Raw genomic sequence first — 16,824 nt, 5'->3', positions numbered from 1 at the left:
AAAATTGGACACGGCTGTGACCATACTATACATAATGTTCCCGGTGAAATATCCATTTATACCTATGAAAAAAGGAACCCCCGCGTTCTAGATACAGGAATTCCTTTTATAAAAAATTTTATTCGTCATCCTTCTTTTGTTTTTTCTGGTGTTCCTGTAGGGCCATGAGGATGTCTTGAATATCGACTTTTCCATCCTTGTTTAGGTCTACTGTATTGTTCTCAGGTGTCGGCGGTGCTGCCGGTGCCGGTGCTGGTACTGTTGCTGCTACCGCCAATTCCTGCTGTTTAGGTCTAAATGCAAAGGTAACTAATAAGAGAATTAAGATGAGTAAACCGGAAACGCCGTCAACAATGTAGAAAATGGTGGAATAGTCGGACCAAAGTGTTTTACTTTTGCTCATTTTCTTTTCGGAATTAGTGATGTAATCCTTAATTTCCGAATGATTAGGATAGATTCGTTGGACGGCCTCGAATTTTTCCAAAGCATGTTTGTAATAACCGCCCCAATATAATTCTAGTCCATCTTGATAGAGTTGGTCTGTGGCACTTTTGCTATTTTTAGCACCCGCCTGATTCACAAATTCTTTGACGGTATTAACAGGAACTGCAAAGTTGAATCCTTGAACTTCTTGGCCATTGACAGTGTCTCCTCTAAAAGTGAGCAGACCGATAATTTGCCCTTTATGATTGATGACTGGACCACCGCTGTTGCCATGTGTGGCAGCTGCATTAATTTGAATGACCGGACTGCCTTGTTCGGTCTTTTTCTCTGTTGCTGAAATTTGTCCTGCGTTCATGGAAGAAACTAAAGAAGAATCTGGGGATAAAAGATCGGAATCTGCGGCGGCAGGGTATCCACTAACCCAAATGTTGTCTTGATTTTGGATATTGTCAGAGTTTCCAAGCGGTAGGGTTGGGAAGTTTTTTCCTTCAATTTTTAATACAGCAACATCTTTTCCTTCATTAATTGGGGCACCGTAGCTTTTCAATTCTCCATCAAGAATGTCACCGCTCGGCAAGATAACCTTTGTTGCCTTTTCAATAGCGGTATATTGTGTGTATTTGACCATGTAGTTGTAGGCTGTATCATAGTCTGTCTTATAATAGTCTGCCATTATGTTTACCAGTTGTTCAAATGCAGCGTTGGCGACATCTGCATCCTCTTTCTTCGTGAGTTCCACTACATGGGCATTCGTGACAATGTAACCGTTCGAACTGATAATGGCCCCAGAGCCGGATCCACCAATGACCGTTTGATTGCCTAGTTCATTTAAGATACCAAGTACTTCCGTATCATACGGGTTATTAAACTGCCACTTTACAATCGCGTAATCCACTATCCGAACAACCGCTGGCTTCGAGTACTCCGCAAGCTTTTGGGCTTGAGAAATTTTACCCGTAGCCGGCTTCATGCCCATTAAGACAAAAGACCCGACGATCACCGCAACAAGTAGCAATATTATAGGAACCGTAAAAAGAGCCCTTCTCATCAAAATTTAATTCACCTCTTCGAATGAATATTTAGAACTAACAAAACTAATATATTCTCGAAAGAAATAAATGGAATTTGTACCTGAAAATAAATAGGCTAGGGGGAAAGTCCCTGTGGTAACAAGTAGGGTGACATTCAGGGTAAAAATTCAAGGTAACATTCAGGGTGACAGGCACCGCTCGTGGACAAACGACTGAATTTGTCCATGTGCGGCGGACAAATTGTTAATAAGTGGATATATGTACTCGAATAATGACACCCCAACTGATGCTAATGGTGTGGATTTCTTCAATTTAAAGGGCAATTTTTTAATCAAACGTTTGATTAATGATATCTTTAAAAAAGTATCACAAATTAGATTGATAAAAATACGTCTTAGGTCGTAGAAATGTTCGGTTTGTGGTCTATGGCAGGCAGGAATTTTTTCGTGTATTGTTGAACTAATAAATGGAAATAACTTCTGTTGTTATGAATTTTAAGAAATTGAAACATTCCATTGATTTATTCGTATGTATATAAAGGATTTTTAGTTAGGAGTAGATTAAGATGAACCCGATCCTTTCATTTATTATTCGATCACTTGTGGCCGTGCCCGTGACCGTTTTGACTTGGATTATTTGCTTTTGGGGCGTGGATCTTAACTTTTGGCCCGCAACAGGATTTGCGATTGTAGGCGGAATAGCCACGCATTTTATTTTGGCACCAATTATGGGTTGGAATTTTTTAAGAAAACATCAACTTTCCTGGAAAGAGTATCGCTATATCCAGAAGAATCTGGCTGATGCTAATAAAAAAATTCGCCGCTTGAATAAATCACTGTTCAATATTCGCGATATATCTTCTGTAAAACAACGTCTGGATATATTAAGAGTTACGAAAAAAATTCAAAAAATGGCGGTAAAAGAGCCAAAGCGTTTTTATCAGGCTGAACCGTTTTATTTCTCCCATTTGGACTCTGTGGTGGAATTGACCGAAAAGTACAGCTTTTTGGCATCTCAACCCAAAAAGAGTTTGGAAATTAATCAATCTTTGATTGAAACGAAGCAAACCTTAAATGAGTTGGCAAAGGTGTTGGAAGAGGATTTATATCAAGTTGTGTCAAATGATGTTGATACGTTAAATTTTGAAATTGATGTGGCGAAATATACCATCAATAAGCAAAAAGACCCTAAAATTCCTGAGGAGAATAGGTGGTTAAAATGACAGAAAACAATCCAATAGCAAACAATAAATCCGGTGATTTATTAAATGATATATTGGCGAATCCGTTTGGGGAACAGCAACAGCCGCCAGTCCAAAGCCCTTTTCCGCAGCAAACAAGTGATGCGAAGCCTGTTAAATTAATTGATGTAATCCCTGAAGAGCACAGAGCGAAGGCCTACCAGTTGGCGGAGCAGATTGACCCAACCAATCACCAGGCAATGATACAATATGGTACACAAGCCCAAGGCAAGCTGTTGACTTTTTCACAAGCCATGCTCGAGCATGTTCAGAAAAAGGATGTTGGCGAAATCGGGGAAATCATTAATGATTTAATGAAGCGATTAAATGAAGTCAATCCGGACGAGCTGAAGGATGGGAAACCGTCCTTTTTTGGCCGGATGTTTGGAAAAATTTCAAACTCGCTGCAAGAGGCACTATCTAAATACCAGAAAACAGGGGCACAAATTGATCGAATTTCTGTTAAATTAGATCGCAGCAAAAATGTGCTTTTATCAGATATAAAGTTGCTTGAACAGCTTTACGAATCCAATAAAGAATATTTCCATGCTCTTAATGTGTATATTGCCGCCGGGGAAATTAAGCTGGAAGAGATGCATGAAAAAATAATTCCAGAATTGAAGCGCCAGGCTCAAACGACGAATGATCAGATGAAATTCCAAGAAGTGAACGATATGATTCAATTTGCAGATCGTTTGGACAAACGTGTGCATGATTTGAAGCTCAGTCGGGAGATTACGATTCAAAGTGCGCCGCAAATCCGTTTGATTCAGAACACCAACCAAGCACTTGTGGAAAAAATTCAGTCGTCCATTGTAACCGCGATTCCATTATGGAAAAATCAGGTGGCCATTGCGTTGACGCTTATTCGCCAGCGCCATGCAGTGGAGGCACAAAAGCAAGTATCAAAAACAACCAATGAACTGTTGTTGAAAAACGCTGAAATGCTGAAAACCAACACCATCGAAACGGCCAAAGAAAATGAGCGTGGCCTTGTCGATATCGAAACACTAAAGAAAACTCAGGAAAATCTAATCAGCACATTGGAAGAAACATTGCGAATCCAAGAAGAAGGGCGCAATAAACGCCGCAGTGCCGAACAAGAACTCGTCGCCATGGAAAACGAACTCCGCATCAAACTATTGGAAATCAAAGGAAAATAAAAAAATCCCTGCTGTTAACCCAAACAGCAGGGATTTTTGTGTCTTATATTCATTTTCAAGGGCGTCCACCTCAGGAGGACATTTGTCCATGGATGGTGCCTGTCACCATTCAGTTTTTGTCACTTTTTCAGCAGTGTCACAATGAAACCACTTTTTTTTCTAAACACGTTACCCTAATTTATTTATTTACAGGTATGGCGTTGTAATATTCCTCTAGTGTGATGCCGCGGGCCGTGATTTTTTGGGCAATGGTTTTGCCGACGTAGCGGAGGTGCCAGGGTTCGTATTGGTAGCCGGTAATGGTTTCTTTTCCTTTTGGGTAACGGATGATGAAGCCGTATTCGGCAGCATGGCGTGCGAGCCATTTTGCTTCTTTTGTACTGCCGAAGCAGTTTTCTGCGGCACATTTTCCGTCACTACCAGTGACGTCGATGGCTAGTCCTGTCTCATGCTCACTAGTTCCGGGAAGGGCACTGTACGTTTGTGCTGCTTTTATACCATCTCGGTTGACGTAGTAATTAAATAAAGTCTTTTGCGCAGTATGGGATCTGTAAGCAGAAACGCCGAGGAGCGGGACGCCGTCCTTCTTGGCACTGGCAAATAATTTTTCAATCGCTTGTGCAGCTTCTTGACGCATTTCACGTTTAGATGATTTTTTTTCAAAAATAAACGGAATATCCGGGTACACTAAATCACTCGGACTATACTGTTCAGGCAGCATATTCAGTTTGTTTACCAGTACAGGAATGCTACCTGGATTTTCAACAACCTTCACGGTACGATCGTTTGTCTTACTATCTTTTGTTTGGGGATTGATGGAGGTTTGCTTGCTGACCTTTACTTGGGCACGATTCGAAATCTTCTCGTCCCTGTTGGAAAAATGAAGTTGTTCAGAGCATCCTACTATTATCAAAAGAATCAAAGCCAGTGCTACCAGTACAGAATAATTTTTACCCATGCAAAAACTTCCTTTTTATTAAAATTCTCTACTACTATCATAGACACGAATATAGACTTTAAAACACGTGACAAATAAGTTCTATTAAAATGGGAAGTCTTGCAAAATTTAATAACAAATAAGCCCAGGATTCCTAGGCTTTATCAATTTTAAACTAACAACCGCCTTTTAATCAAATTTTTGGACAAAATGGCAAGTTGAGCAGGCTCGTCCAATCAGTCGTCTTGTTACTTCATTTTCATAATAAATTTCTTCCATTCCACAGACAGGGCATTCAAGTACATAAAAAATCTTTCTTACTCCTAAAATGGCATCTAACAGCGACTCAAAATTCATCGTTTGGCCCCCTATCTATTTTTCTTAAACATAACAAATGATAGTAGTAAAACATGAAGAAACATGTCAGGTAGAGAAACAATAATTTCGACACCATTTTCGTTTTACAAAAAGGCGCAGTGGAGAGCCTGACACTTAGAGTGTTTATTGGGACATTAAAGCTTAGTAATTGGGGAACATTCTGTGGATAAAAGGACTTAGTGTGACATGTGGAAAATAGTTCTTAAAAAACTGGTCATTCTATTAGATAAAGGAGGGTTAAGAGAATGAAAAAAGAAGTGGATGAAACAAGTGAAGGATTAAACCAAATCTTTGAGATCATCAATGCTAAGGGGGATGAAGGTGAACTTAGAAAGATTGTGGAAAATGGAAAGGCGGAAAAGGCTGAGGATCAGAAATAATAATGGTGATGGCAGAGTGAACGCAATATGTCTGTGGACAAATATAAATATTATTGTGGAATAACTGTGGATAAACTGTGGTATTAGTGGATAACCCCTTGTGGAATGTGGATAAACGCTAAATATTTGTGGAAACCTGCCTATAAGAACAGGTACCAATCATCTGTAATTCCACCTATTTTTCCAATAAACCACATCAAAATGTGTATAACCCTGTGGATATACTATTGAAATTGTGAATAACTATCCGAAATAAGTGGATAACTCCTGTGGATACTTTTAAGAAAAAAGTTTCTTTCCTACCAATTCACTATACACAACGTAGCAAACTTAAAACAGTTCACCTGCTAAATTTCATAACCTTACAAAAAACCCCAATTTGTCCACCTGTGGCGAACAAATTGGGTTTTTTTGTCCACGAGTGGTGCCTGTCACCAGACTGATGTCATCACACTGTTACTACCACATTGTCATAACCACCAAAGATGACATTTGTCATTTGATTTTGGTGACGTTGCTTACTAAAAGTCCTCCCAATTGCGCCGTATAATGTGGTTAAGAGTTGAGGGAGGGGAATGAGTGATGATGAGTGATGAGGTTTTGTGTTTGGAAAAGGTGACGAGGTGTTTTCGGGAGAAGACGGCGGTGAGGGAGGTTTCTTTTTCGATTTCTAAGGGGGAGGTTGTGGCGCTTCTTGGTCCAAACGGGGCTGGGAAGACGACGACGATTTCGATGATTCTTGGGTTGCTTAAGCCAACATCAGGGGAGATTAAATTGTTCGATCACCAACCTGATGAAAAGAAAGTCCGTGAGAAAATCGGAACTATGCTTCAAGAGGTCAGCGTAATGCCAGGTTTAAAAGTCAGAGAGATTCTTGAACTGATTAGAAGTTATTATCCACAACCATTAGCATTAAAAGATCTGGTCAATCTCACTGGACTTACTGAGCAGGATTTAAGAACCCGTGCGGAAAAATTGTCCGGGGGCCAAAAGCGCCGTCTTAGTTTTGCTCTGGCGCTGGCCGGAAATCCGGAGTTAATTATATTTGACGAACCAACTGTCGGAATGGACATCACATCAAGAAATCGGTTTTGGGAAACGGTTAGGACGCTGGCCAATCAAGGGAAAACAATTATTTTTTCCACACATTATCTGCAAGAAGCCGATGATGCCGCAGATCGCATTTTATTATTTAAGGATGGTGCTATTGTGGCTGACGGCACGCCAGAGCAAATCAAGGCACGAATAGCCAAACAGTCTGTTTCTTTTATCGTAGACCCGGAAATATCATTAGAAAGTCTATTTCTCCACAGTGAAGTTGTTGATATTTATCGAAAAAACAATCGTGTCTATGTCCAATCCAACAATACCGATCGAGTCCTGGAGCTTATTTTTCAAGAAAAATTAGGTGCCCATGATATTCAAATTGAAAAAGGTAAGCTAGAGGAAGCGTTTGAGCAATTAACGAGCGGAACAAAGGAGGCCATGTAAGATGAAAACTTTTCAAGTGCAGTGTAAAACGGAAATTATTCGGGTGCTAAGGAATCGCTATTTTGTCTTTTGGTCCTTGGTCATGCCGATATTGTTCTATTATATTTTTACTAATGTGGTCAATACGAATGCGCCTAATAAAGCCGAATGGCAGGCCCACTATCTCATGTCGATGACGGCATTCAGTGTGATGGGATCATCGATTATGACACTGGGCGTTCGTATGGTTCAGGAACGCTCCCAAGGGTGGGCTACGTTTATCCGGACTACCCCTCTGTCGGACAGCATTTATTTATCCGCACAAATGGTTGGCCAAAGCGTGATTCATGTTCTATCGATTACGATTATCTTTATCGCAGGCGCCCTCATCAATCATGTTTCCCTGACAGCTTCAGAATGGGTACTGAGTGGTCTGTGGATTTTACTGGGGTCATTACCGTTTTTGGGCTTAGGAACTTTGATTGGCATGATGAAAAAAGTAGAAACTGCAGCTGGTGTGAGTAATGTATTATACATGGTGTTAGCAGTATCCGGCGGTATGTGGATGCCTTTAGAGATCATGCCAAAAATCATGCAAAACATCGGGAAATGGCTTCCGTCATATAATTTTGGAAACGGAGCGTGGGAAATTGTTCGTGGCAGTATGCCCCAATGGAAAAATGTTCTGATTTTAATATCCTATTTAGTCCTGTTCATGCTACTATCAAAATATATCAGAAGAAAACAAGAAGCGGTGTGATGAAGGATGAATAAAAACTTCAGCATCTTCCCAAGAAAATATGGCTTCTTCCCCTATATTTTTCTCTTGTATTTAGCGTTTCCGATTTTCTATTTGACGAAGGAAACAGGGATCAAGCAGCTGTTTGGCTTTGGAATGGTGCTGCTATTTTTAGTTGCGTATCGGCAGCTTTATTTTTCCATGGGAAGAAGAAGCTTCACCTACTGGTTGGCATGTCAGCTGGCTATCGTTTTTATTTTTGGCTTATTTTATCATCTGAACTATATATTTATGGGTTTTTTTCCAGCTAACTTTATCGGCTGGTATCGGGAAAAGAGGGCGTTTAACCGTGGGTTATTAAGCCTGGCCATTATTATGGTTGTTCCCTTTATCTATTATGTTGCAAAAACCGGTCGTTTCTTGAGCCCACAGGAGCTTTTGTTCTTTGTTCCGTTTTTGATTATCATGCTGATTTCACCATTTGGAATCCGGTCTATGAACCGAAGAATGGAACTGGAAAAAGAGCTCAATAAAGCGAACCAACGGATTGAAGAGCTGGTGAAACGAGAGGAGCGGGTCCGTATTGCCCGTGATCTCCACGATACACTTGGGCATACCTTGTCCCTTTTGACACTGAAAAGTCAGCTTGTTCAAAGATTGATTGTGGCGGATCCTGATCGAGCGCGACATGAGGCAAAGGAAATGGAAGTGACTTCGCGGACAGCTCTAAAACAGGTGCGGGAGCTGGTTTCAGATATGAGGGCAGCAACCATTACCGAGGAGCTGCTGCAGGTCCAGCAAATTTTGCGTGCAGCAGGAATTACCTATCAGTACAATGGAGAGGTTGATTTTTCAAAAATCGCTCCATTTACGCAAAATATTTTGGCGATGTGCGTACGTGAAGCGGCGACCAATGTGGTGAAACATAGCCGTGCTACGCATTGCTCCATTTCTATTAATCAATCATTTGAAAAAATAAAGATGTTGGTGCGGGACGATGGGATGGGCGTGGCAAAGAATAAGGGATTTGGCAATGGGCTGAAGGGAATGTCAGAGAGATTGGCATTAATTGAGGGTTCCCTGTCCCTTTATAATCATAATGGAACTGTTTTGGAAATCTCCGTACCCATTGTTAACAAGGAAGGAGCGGTGGTATGATTCGTTTATTTATTGCAGAAGACCAGCGGATGTTATTAGGGGCCTTGGGGTCCTTGCTAGATTTGGAGTCTGATATGAAGGTTATTGGGCAGGCGATGAACGGCGAGGAAGCTCTGTCTTCGATTTTAGAGCTAAAACCGGATGTCTGCCTGATGGATATTGAAATGCCTGTGAAGAACGGGCTAGAGGTGGCAGAGGAGTTGGCGCGCCGCTCAGCACCCAGCAAGGTAATCATTTTGACAACCTTTGCCCGGCCGGGGTATTTTGAGCGTGCCGTTAAAATAGGGGTACATGGATATTTATTGAAAGATGGGGAAATCGAGGAACTAGCTGAGGCGATCCGCAAAGTAGTGGCCGGTAAACGTGTATTCAGTCCGGAATTGGCCTTCACCACTATTCGCGAAGAAAACCCGCTTACCCCAAAAGAAAAAGAAATCCTTAAACTGGCCTCCCTTGGAAAAACAACCAAGGAAATTACCAGCGAACTCTACCTTTCATCGGGGACCGTCCGCAACTACATCTCCGAAATCATCCACAAACTCGGAGCTAAAAACCGCACTGAAGCCGCTGCCATCGCTCAAGAAAAGGGATGGCTCTAAGCCTCGGTGCTTCAGCACGGAGGTCAATTCCTAAATAACTGCACGCCACTGTCCTTGCTAAACGGCAAGTTTCTTATTTTTGGCTCTGCATGATCAGCCGTAAGCCAATTCCGATATAGATTATACCGACCACTTTCCCTTGAAGCCGGTGGAACCAGCTGTTTTTTTTCATAAACATCCGCTTTCCTATTGAGCTTGTGATCAGCGACAATAGGGTCGTATATAAAATACTCATGAGTACGAAAATGAATCCCAGTGTCAGTAACTGCAAGTAAACGGGCGGTCCGTCATTTCGGACAAACTGTGGTAGGAAGGCGAGAAAAAACAAGGCGGTTTTCGGATTGAGCAGTTCGATCAAGAGAGCCTGGCGAAACGATACGGCGGGACTTGCGTTCGGTTTAGGTTTCGTTTCGGAGCATTGCTTTGATTTTTCTAAAAACGATTTTACCCCAACAAAGAGTAAATAGGCTGCACCCAGATATTTGACGGCTTCGAATGCCAATGTAGAGGTCATCAGAATGGCAGAAAGTCCAAGGACTGCAGCAATTGTATGAATCATGTCTCCGACGGCTATCCCGGCACCGGTCACGATTCCCGCTTTCTGCCCGCCTCGCGCCGCTTGGGTTACGGTTAATAACACGGCGGGGCCAGGAATTAGAAACAATACTAAAACAACCAAAATAAATGATAACATGCCAATCCTCCTATCTAAGTTACTTTTGAATATTATGGAAAGTTTAGCTGGTTTTTAACAGTTAGATATTGCTTTAAAATAATGTTTTATCAATTTGATACTAATAACCTTGATAATAGGACATAGAAAAAAGCTTTTTTGTAAAAATAAATGATCGAAACACGCTCTTATATTCTTAATTGACTTATTCTTTTATAAAAAAGTTTGATTGTTGCCTATTAATGTTGCTCCACAATCGCACACTTTTATAATTAGGCTGTGTTAAAGAACAATGTTGATTTTTTACACTCTGTTGATTGGAGCGGTAGGTGCGAAGACTCCTCGAAAATGCTAACGCATTTCCTTCGTGCGTGGGCGGAGTCAAGGAAGCAATTCAATGTCCTGTGGGGGTACGGTTCTGGAGAGACCCCGCAGGTGCAGGCGCCGAGGAGGCTCCCCGAAACGCCCACGAAACGCTTGCACCTGGAGCGGAAATCAACAGACAAGTTTAACAGACATCCATGTAAAAATTTGCACATCAATAAATGAAATAACTGCTAAAGTATAGTTATCCACAGTTATTTCAGGGTAGAGCCAATAATCAAGAAATGACTGATTTTTGTAGACTTTCTAATAAGGAAATTCCTATATTTTCATCATCATTTCTACCTAATTGATAATTGGCCAAAACTACGGCGGCAACTTTCTTTTCTTTATCAATACCTAAAAATGAACTAAAGCAACCTGTTCCACCGCCATGCAAAATAACATTATTGTTTTTCTTTAAAAGAAACCATCCAAGACCCATATCATACTTCTTTGTTCCATTTCCATGTTTATTATGACAAAGACACAAATATGGTTGCTCTTCGTAAATATTAATTTTTGCATATTTAAGTAAATCATCAGCAGTTGAACTTATTGCACCCGCAGGTGATATAAGATTCTCTTTGTTCCATTTCCAATTGCCGCAATCATTATTTTTTTTGTCGTAACCATGTAAATTATTGTTTGATGTACCTAAATAAGTATCGCTTAGTCCAAGCTCATTATGAAGAAAGTCATTCATAGTGTCCCAATACCCCTTGCCTGATACAATCCCCAACCCATACCCAATAAGTGATATACCGAAATTTGAATATTTCCATGGATAATCTAATTCTTTTAATTTATTATTTTCAATTAACATTCTCATTTTGTTTAAATCCATATTTAATGGATTATGCTTATTCAAATCACCACCGCCAATAATCAAACCTAAAATTAGTTTAGAATATTCCCGTTTATTTAAAGGCAGTCTTGCAGAATACCCAGAAGTGTGAGTAGCAAGTTGGTGCAATGTAGGATAGTAATCGTCTCCCTTAATCCCCTCTATATATTTTTGTATTGAATTGTTTAATGACAACTTTTTTTCAAATACATATTTTGATAGCAAAGATACAGTAAAAGTCTTTGTAATAGACCCAATTTCATAATGATATTTTTTTGATGAATCAAGTTCACCGTTTTCATTATAAATTTTTATTACAGAATCATTGTCTGTTAAATAGCCAACAGTTAATTTTAAATGTTTTTTTCCTCTGCTTGCCCTTTTAATTAATCGTAATGTTTCATCACTGATTTCAAGCATAATTGTACTCCCTCATCCTTCATTTTAGAAATATTTCGGGAAAATAGATATATTCCTCAAAGATGAATCGTCCTCTGTGATTATTTTTCACATTTTTTTCCCCTTATTAATTGCTTGAATTCTTCGTCTCTCAAACTCCTTCAATACTCTTAATTGTAATTCAATGTTATCTTTATCCATTTGTAAGTTACCTTCTTCTTCAAATCCATCGTGTTCTTCACCGTCATAACTATAAAGTTTCTTTAAAAGGTACCACATTGTTTCTAATTCTTCAGTTGATAACTTTTTAAAAAGTTCTTCCAAAAAAAAGATTCCTTTTTCTGCAACGACAAGCAATACTTCATTTCCTGTTTTAGTTATTTTTACGTTAATCGCTCGTTTATCTTTCCTGCTAGGAACTACGGTAACATATCCCTTGTTTTCCATAATGGTGATTACCTGTTTTACACTCTGTTTTGTGGTCCCTAATTTTCTAGCTATATTATTCAAGGTCGTTTCATCTTCAGGTAAATGCGCAATTGCTACCATTGCCATATACTGTCGGGATGTTAAAAGTTCAAGGAACTTGTCACCTTTGACCTGAATTTTATTTGCTAGAGAAAATAAGGTCCCGTAAGTCTGCTGCATTAAAAAAAGTTCTCTGTAAATATCCATAAATTACCTCCACTTTAGCCATTATACTGTCTAAAATGCGATTTAGTCAATATACTGTCTATTTTATTTTGAATAAAACGGTCCTTTAGTTAATAAGAAAAAGACTACTGTTAGCAACCGGTTATTTTAAGTTAAAGTAATACAATTAAAATTTTTCTTAGTATTTGTTATGTAACAATCTGACCCGACACTTGGACAATAAAAAATCCTGTATATATCAACACAGGAATTTTTATCAAACTTTATTAAAAATAATCAAACTTTTTTTAAATAACCAAACCTAGTTTAAAGGATCAATCTTTTTAATAAAACTACATTAGAAGGATTTTTTATTTTTATGGGCTGTTCCAACATTTGTATTCAGTACTGCCATCAATTCCCGCAAATGCATGATTGTTTCCATATCAGTATCCTGATGTTCTTGATTCGGATAGGAAATCCTCGCCACTTTCACTTTCGTTTGGAAATGTAAGGAGTATAATTGGCAAAGGGTCTCGCCCAGTTGCAAGGATTCTTTGTACACTTTTTTTCCTGCATTTTTGCGCTGTCTCCTGCTGCCTTCAAATGCAGTTAAATTGCTAGCAAAAACCATGCTTGCCTGCAGCCTTTTCGCTAATTCCAAGATATTCTTAGTTCCGACCGTAATTACCTCAATGGTTTCGAATGGATCAGATTGGTTATCCAAAAATGATGCAATATGATAGATTTCTTGAACGTCCAGAAAGTCAGTGTCCGAAAGTAATCTTTTTGAGCATATGTTCATTTCCTTACATATAAACTGGCCGTCTGAAAGGCCCTTTATGTTGGTAATTTTTCCTGATGAAAAATGATCTACCCCTATCACTGCATAACCGTCCTCAAGGAGATTCCTTGCCAAGTTCGAGCCTAAAACGCTTCCTACTCCAGTAATTAATGCTTTTTTCTTCATCCTTGCACCTCCTAATCATATGTCACCCATATTCTATGAAAAAAACAGGTAGGAGTGTTGAAAAACAGCCCCTTTTATATCGGACAACCTTCCACTGCCCTCTAAAAAGAATAAGATATTCTAACTCGACCTACTCAAAACGTTTGAGTTAATGAATGATTGATTTTGGCCCTGGGGGGAAACAGCGGTTATGAAAATATTAGTCATCGGTACAGGGTATGTGGGAACCACAACTGGGTTACTATTCTGTGAAATGGGTCATAAGGTAACAGGTTTAGATTTGGATGAGAAGAAGATAAAATCTTTAAAATCAGGAAAACTCCATTTCTATGAACCTGGTCTTGAGGATTTGCTTGCTAAACATATTTCACAGAATCATATATCATTTACAAGAAATGCTAAGAAGGCCATCAAAGAAAATGATGTTATTTTTATTTGTGTGGGCACACCCCAAGATAAGAATGGAGATGCGGATCTTTCCTATGTGAAAAGTGTGGCTGAATCCATTGGGACCTATATGAATGAATATAAAGTGATTGTGACAAAAAGTACTGTGCCTGTGGGAACATCCGGATTAGTTTCGAAATGGATCAGAGAAAAACAAGAAGACAAAATAAAATTTGATGTTGTATCGAATCCTGAGTTTCTTCGGGAAGGCTCTGCCCTTCATGATGCCTTAAACCCTGATCGGATCATTATTGGTACAACCGGTAAAAAAGCAATGAAAATCATGAAAAGCCTCTATGAGCCGTTTGCCTGCCCTACGCTGGAAACTCTGCCGGAAGCGGCTGAAATGATTAAGTATGCCTCCAACTCATTCTTGGCAATGAAAATATCCTATATTAATGAACTTGCAAAATTATGTGATGAACTTGAAATTAACGTAAATGATGTTTCGAAGGGGATCGGAATGGATCAGCGAATTGGCCCAGCATTTCTTCAAGCAGGTATGGGATATGGCGGTTCCTGCTTCCCTAAGGATGTGAGTGCCCTAATCTATCTGGCGAAAAAGTCCGGTAACCCTCTAACGATTTTGGAAAGTGTTGTAAAGGTCAATGAGGAACAAACCAGTTATTTTTTAAAAAAGATAAAACACGCACTTGGAGGCAAATTGAAAAATAGAAAAATTGCCATACTCGGATTAGCCTTTAAAGCAAATACAGATGATACACGAGAATCTGCAAGTCTTTATTTAATAGAAAAATTAATGGCTGAGCAGGCAGAGGTTACCGTTCACGATCCTGTTGTTAAATGGGGTACAACCTATCAACGGGAGTCCATCGAGGAAACCGTCAAAGGGGCGGATGCGGTGTGCATATGCACAGATTGGGAGGACTATAAAAAAATCAACTGGACTAACTTGAAATCGTTAATGAACCAACCCTATATTTTTGATGGACGAAATATCCTTTCGAAAACAGAAATGGAGAAAATAGGATTTCATTATATGGGAGTAGCTAATGGTTAACCATTTATCGAATTACCAGTATGTAGGGAAAACCATCCATTTTAGTATTGGAGGACAACCTCTTTGAGGAGGATTTAAGTAATTTTGTTCAAGAATTCGAGGCCGGATCCCATGAGGCCATTGTATTTTTAAAAGAAGTGCCTGATCCGGAACGATACGGAGTGGCCATCCTTGATGAACAAACCGAATCTATTATGACTATTGTGGAAAAGCACTACAGAGAAATATTCAATGTCATTGTACATGATATACGTAAATCGTTCTGCTAAAAATGGACTTAGAGTCTCCGGTTCACGCAATGTAATTAAACCATATCTTGATACATTGATTAATTCACCAGATAGTACATCGCCTGTCCAAGTTTTAAGGGTAACTTCATAGCCGATATATCCTTTCAGGGCACTAGCCATACTGCCTTCAGGATATTTGTTTTTGTCCTTGCTTCCCATCTCTTCTCATCTCCTTTCCGGTTGTGCTACAGACTAATATATTCCATGAAAGAAAGTTGGACAGGGCATTTTGAATAGAAAAATACAAGTTGGATAGGTTTAAGAGCCCTTTTTTGCAGCATTCATGATGCAAAATAAAAAGGGTGCTCTTTTGGCACCCTCTTACGTCAATTGTTCTTTTTCGATTAAGTCCTTTACTACGTCTTCGATGGTTACGTTCTCCAATGACTTCTCCAAAGCCAGCTGTGCAGTTGTAAATATTGGAATAATACTGTCCTGGATGTTCCTGCCAACAGGACAATCAGGATTTGGCTGATCATGGACACTAAATAACTCTTTTTCAGGGACCACATTCACGGCCTTATAGACATCTAGGAGGGTGATCTCTGATAATTCTTTGGCAAGTGAGGCACCCGCGACCCCTGGATGTACGTTTACCAGTCCGGCCTTTTTTAGCATTCCGGTTATTTTCCTAATTACAACAGGATTTGTGTTCACACTGCCAGCAAGAAATTCTGATGAACTCACCCCATCTTTGTTCATTTCAATTAAAGCTAATATATGAATTCCGACAGCAAAACGGCTGCTGATTGACATGTTTTCACCTTCTAAATGGAAATGTAGAGTGTAATGTAATTGATGTGATTACAATTTATTATAACGTAAAACGGTTACGGATATAAGTAAAATATCACGAAGTCCAAGAAGGTAATCATGGAGGGAATACACTAATAATAAAGGGTTAATTAGAAAAGGAGGTGACCCCCATTAGCATCTCAAGTGGAAAATGGACAAAACACCTAATCCTGAGTGAGGATGACATCTTGGTCAACCACTTGCCACAGACCGATTTATTATGTAGAGAATCCATATGGGAGTATCTAGACCGATTTGGGGCGGTAGTCATTAAACCAAGTCAAGGTCTTAAAGGATATGGGGTGGTAAAAGTATCAAAACTAGATCTAGACCAATACGAAATCCATAGGGAAAAGACCCGAATACAAACGGACAGATACGGACTTTTGCAACTTTTGGATAAGGAGAAATACCAAAGAAAAATGTATATTGTCCAAGAGAGAATTCCTTTGGCCAGAGTGGAAGGGAAGCCATTTGATAGTAGGATTATGGTCGAGCGCGAACAAAATAAAGACGAATGGAAAGTCACCGGAAGGCTTGCAAAGTTAGCAGAAAAAGGCTACTTCATCACCAACGTAGCATCCGACATCCTGCCCCTACACGAAGCCCTCTCCCGATCCAACCTAAAAAAACAAGAAGATGAACCCCTGACCCTAATAAAAAAAATCGACCACCTCGCCATCCATGCCACCCACCAACTAGCAGAATACTACACCAGCTCAAACACAATCGGATTAGACATCGGCATCACCAAATCCGGAAAAATATACATCATAGAAGCCAACCTCAAACCTAGCCGCGCTATGTTTAAACGTTTAAAAGAGTGAGAAGAGTGTAAAAGGTGACA

18 protein-coding genes are annotated in these 16,824 nt (G+C 39.6%); 10 read left to right on the top strand and 8 right to left on the bottom strand.

Translation table 11 applies throughout. The features are described from left to right. Positions 1-118 precede the first annotated feature (118 nt). A complete protein-coding gene (locus tag ACI3K6_RS07300; RefSeq protein ID WP_435554344.1) occupies positions 119-1,492 on the bottom strand; it encodes a S1C family serine protease in 1,374 nt (457 codons plus the stop codon). Between the two features lie 548 nt (positions 1,493-2,040). Here ACI3K6_RS07300 and ACI3K6_RS07295 point away from each other — a divergent pair. Further along, positions 2,041-2,697, top strand: coding sequence for a 5-bromo-4-chloroindolyl phosphate hydrolysis family protein (locus tag ACI3K6_RS07295; RefSeq protein ID WP_335478370.1), 657 nt, complete (start codon positions 2,041-2,043; stop codon positions 2,695-2,697). Beyond that, complete coding sequence (locus tag ACI3K6_RS07290; RefSeq protein ID WP_435554293.1) at positions 2,694-3,878, top strand: toxic anion resistance protein; 1,185 nt, start codon at positions 2,694-2,696, stop codon at positions 3,876-3,878. The genes ACI3K6_RS07295 and ACI3K6_RS07290 overlap by 4 nt, the downstream gene beginning before the upstream one ends. 178 nt (positions 3,879-4,056) lie before the next feature. Here ACI3K6_RS07290 and ACI3K6_RS07285 read toward each other — a convergent pair whose 3' ends face one another. Together ACI3K6_RS07285 and ACI3K6_RS07280 are read right to left on the bottom strand one after the other, a co-directional pair. After that, positions 4,057-4,836 carry a M15 family metallopeptidase gene (locus ACI3K6_RS07285; RefSeq protein ID WP_435554292.1) on the bottom strand — a complete coding sequence of 260 codons (780 nt, stop codon included), beginning with the start codon at positions 4,834-4,836 and terminating at the stop codon, positions 4,057-4,059. Positions 4,837-5,004: 168 nt separating this feature from the next. Continuing rightward, complete coding sequence (locus ACI3K6_RS07280; protein WP_335478364.1) at positions 5,005-5,172, bottom strand: acyltransferase; 168 nt, start codon at positions 5,170-5,172, stop codon at positions 5,005-5,007. Between the two features lie 266 nt (positions 5,173-5,438). Between ACI3K6_RS07280 and ACI3K6_RS07275 the strand changes: the two genes are divergently transcribed. The 5 genes from ACI3K6_RS07275 (at position 5,439) to ACI3K6_RS07255 (ending at position 9,539) form a co-directional block, all read left to right on the top strand. Continuing rightward, the gene (locus ACI3K6_RS07275) at positions 5,439-5,573 is read left to right on the top strand and encodes a hypothetical protein (protein ID WP_435554291.1); all 135 of its coding nucleotides are present in this window, start codon (positions 5,439-5,441) and stop codon (positions 5,571-5,573) included. Positions 5,574-6,158: 585 nt separating this feature from the next. Continuing rightward, positions 6,159-7,064 carry an ABC transporter ATP-binding protein gene (locus tag ACI3K6_RS07270; RefSeq protein WP_435554343.1) on the top strand — a complete coding sequence of 302 codons (906 nt, stop codon included), beginning with the start codon at positions 6,159-6,161 and terminating at the stop codon, positions 7,062-7,064. Position 7,065: 1 nt separating this feature from the next. Further along, positions 7,066-7,803, top strand: a complete 738-nt coding sequence (locus ACI3K6_RS07265; RefSeq protein WP_335479950.1) for an ABC transporter permease — start codon at positions 7,066-7,068, stop codon at positions 7,801-7,803. A 6-nt stretch (positions 7,804-7,809) separates the two neighbouring features. After that, positions 7,810-8,940, top strand: coding sequence for a sensor histidine kinase (locus ACI3K6_RS07260; RefSeq protein ID WP_435554290.1), 1,131 nt, complete (start codon positions 7,810-7,812; stop codon positions 8,938-8,940). Continuing rightward, on the top strand, positions 8,937-9,539 hold the full coding sequence (locus ACI3K6_RS07255) for a response regulator (RefSeq protein WP_435554289.1): 603 nt from the start codon (positions 8,937-8,939) through the stop codon (positions 9,537-9,539). Before ACI3K6_RS07260 ends, ACI3K6_RS07255 begins: the two co-directional genes overlap by 4 nt. A gap of 73 nt (positions 9,540-9,612) precedes the next feature. Here ACI3K6_RS07255 and ACI3K6_RS07250 read toward each other — a convergent pair whose 3' ends face one another. From ACI3K6_RS07250 to ACI3K6_RS07235, 4 genes are all read right to left on the bottom strand, one after another. Further along, positions 9,613-10,233 (bottom strand): LysE family translocator, encoded by a 621-nt coding sequence (locus ACI3K6_RS07250; RefSeq protein WP_435554288.1) that lies wholly within the window; start codon positions 10,231-10,233, stop codon positions 9,613-9,615. A gap of 580 nt (positions 10,234-10,813) precedes the next feature. Further along, positions 10,814-11,842, bottom strand: coding sequence for a serine hydrolase domain-containing protein (locus ACI3K6_RS07245; RefSeq protein WP_435554287.1), 1,029 nt, complete (start codon positions 11,840-11,842; stop codon positions 10,814-10,816). 87 nt (positions 11,843-11,929) lie between these two features. Then, positions 11,930-12,496: a MarR family winged helix-turn-helix transcriptional regulator gene (locus tag ACI3K6_RS07240; protein WP_435554286.1), complete on the bottom strand. Its 567-nt coding sequence runs from the start codon at positions 12,494-12,496 to the stop codon at positions 11,930-11,932. 316 nt (positions 12,497-12,812) lie between these two features. Next, entirely contained in the window at positions 12,813-13,424 is a 612-nt protein-coding gene (locus ACI3K6_RS07235) for an NAD-dependent epimerase/dehydratase family protein (protein ID WP_435554285.1), read from the bottom strand. A 190-nt stretch (positions 13,425-13,614) separates the two neighbouring features. Between ACI3K6_RS07235 and ACI3K6_RS07230 the strand changes: the two genes are divergently transcribed. Then, positions 13,615-14,892, top strand: coding sequence for a UDP-glucose dehydrogenase family protein (locus ACI3K6_RS07230; protein ID WP_435554284.1), 1,278 nt, complete (start codon positions 13,615-13,617; stop codon positions 14,890-14,892). Positions 14,893-14,939: 47 nt separating this feature from the next. Continuing rightward, positions 14,940-15,161, top strand: a complete 222-nt coding sequence (locus ACI3K6_RS07225) for a sugar phosphate nucleotidyltransferase (protein ID WP_435554283.1) — start codon at positions 14,940-14,942, stop codon at positions 15,159-15,161. A 342-nt stretch (positions 15,162-15,503) separates the two neighbouring features. Here the strand turns inward: ACI3K6_RS07225 and ACI3K6_RS07220 are convergent, their stop codons facing one another. Beyond that, the gene (locus ACI3K6_RS07220) at positions 15,504-15,938 is read right to left on the bottom strand and encodes an Rrf2 family transcriptional regulator (protein WP_435554282.1); all 435 of its coding nucleotides are present in this window, start codon (positions 15,936-15,938) and stop codon (positions 15,504-15,506) included. Between the two features lie 161 nt (positions 15,939-16,099). On the opposite strand from ACI3K6_RS07220, the gene ACI3K6_RS07215 reads away from it, so the two are divergent. Continuing rightward, positions 16,100-16,804: a YheC/YheD family protein gene (locus ACI3K6_RS07215; RefSeq protein ID WP_435554281.1), complete on the top strand. Its 705-nt coding sequence runs from the start codon at positions 16,100-16,102 to the stop codon at positions 16,802-16,804. Positions 16,805-16,824 lie beyond the last annotated feature (20 nt).

It is taken from the genome of Neobacillus solisequens, from assembly GCF_051233465.1.
GTDB lineage: Bacteria > Bacillota > Bacilli > Bacillales > Cytobacillaceae > Neobacillus.
Note: the sequence above shows the minus strand (reverse complement) of the source record. Positions and strands in the feature narration are given on the sequence as shown.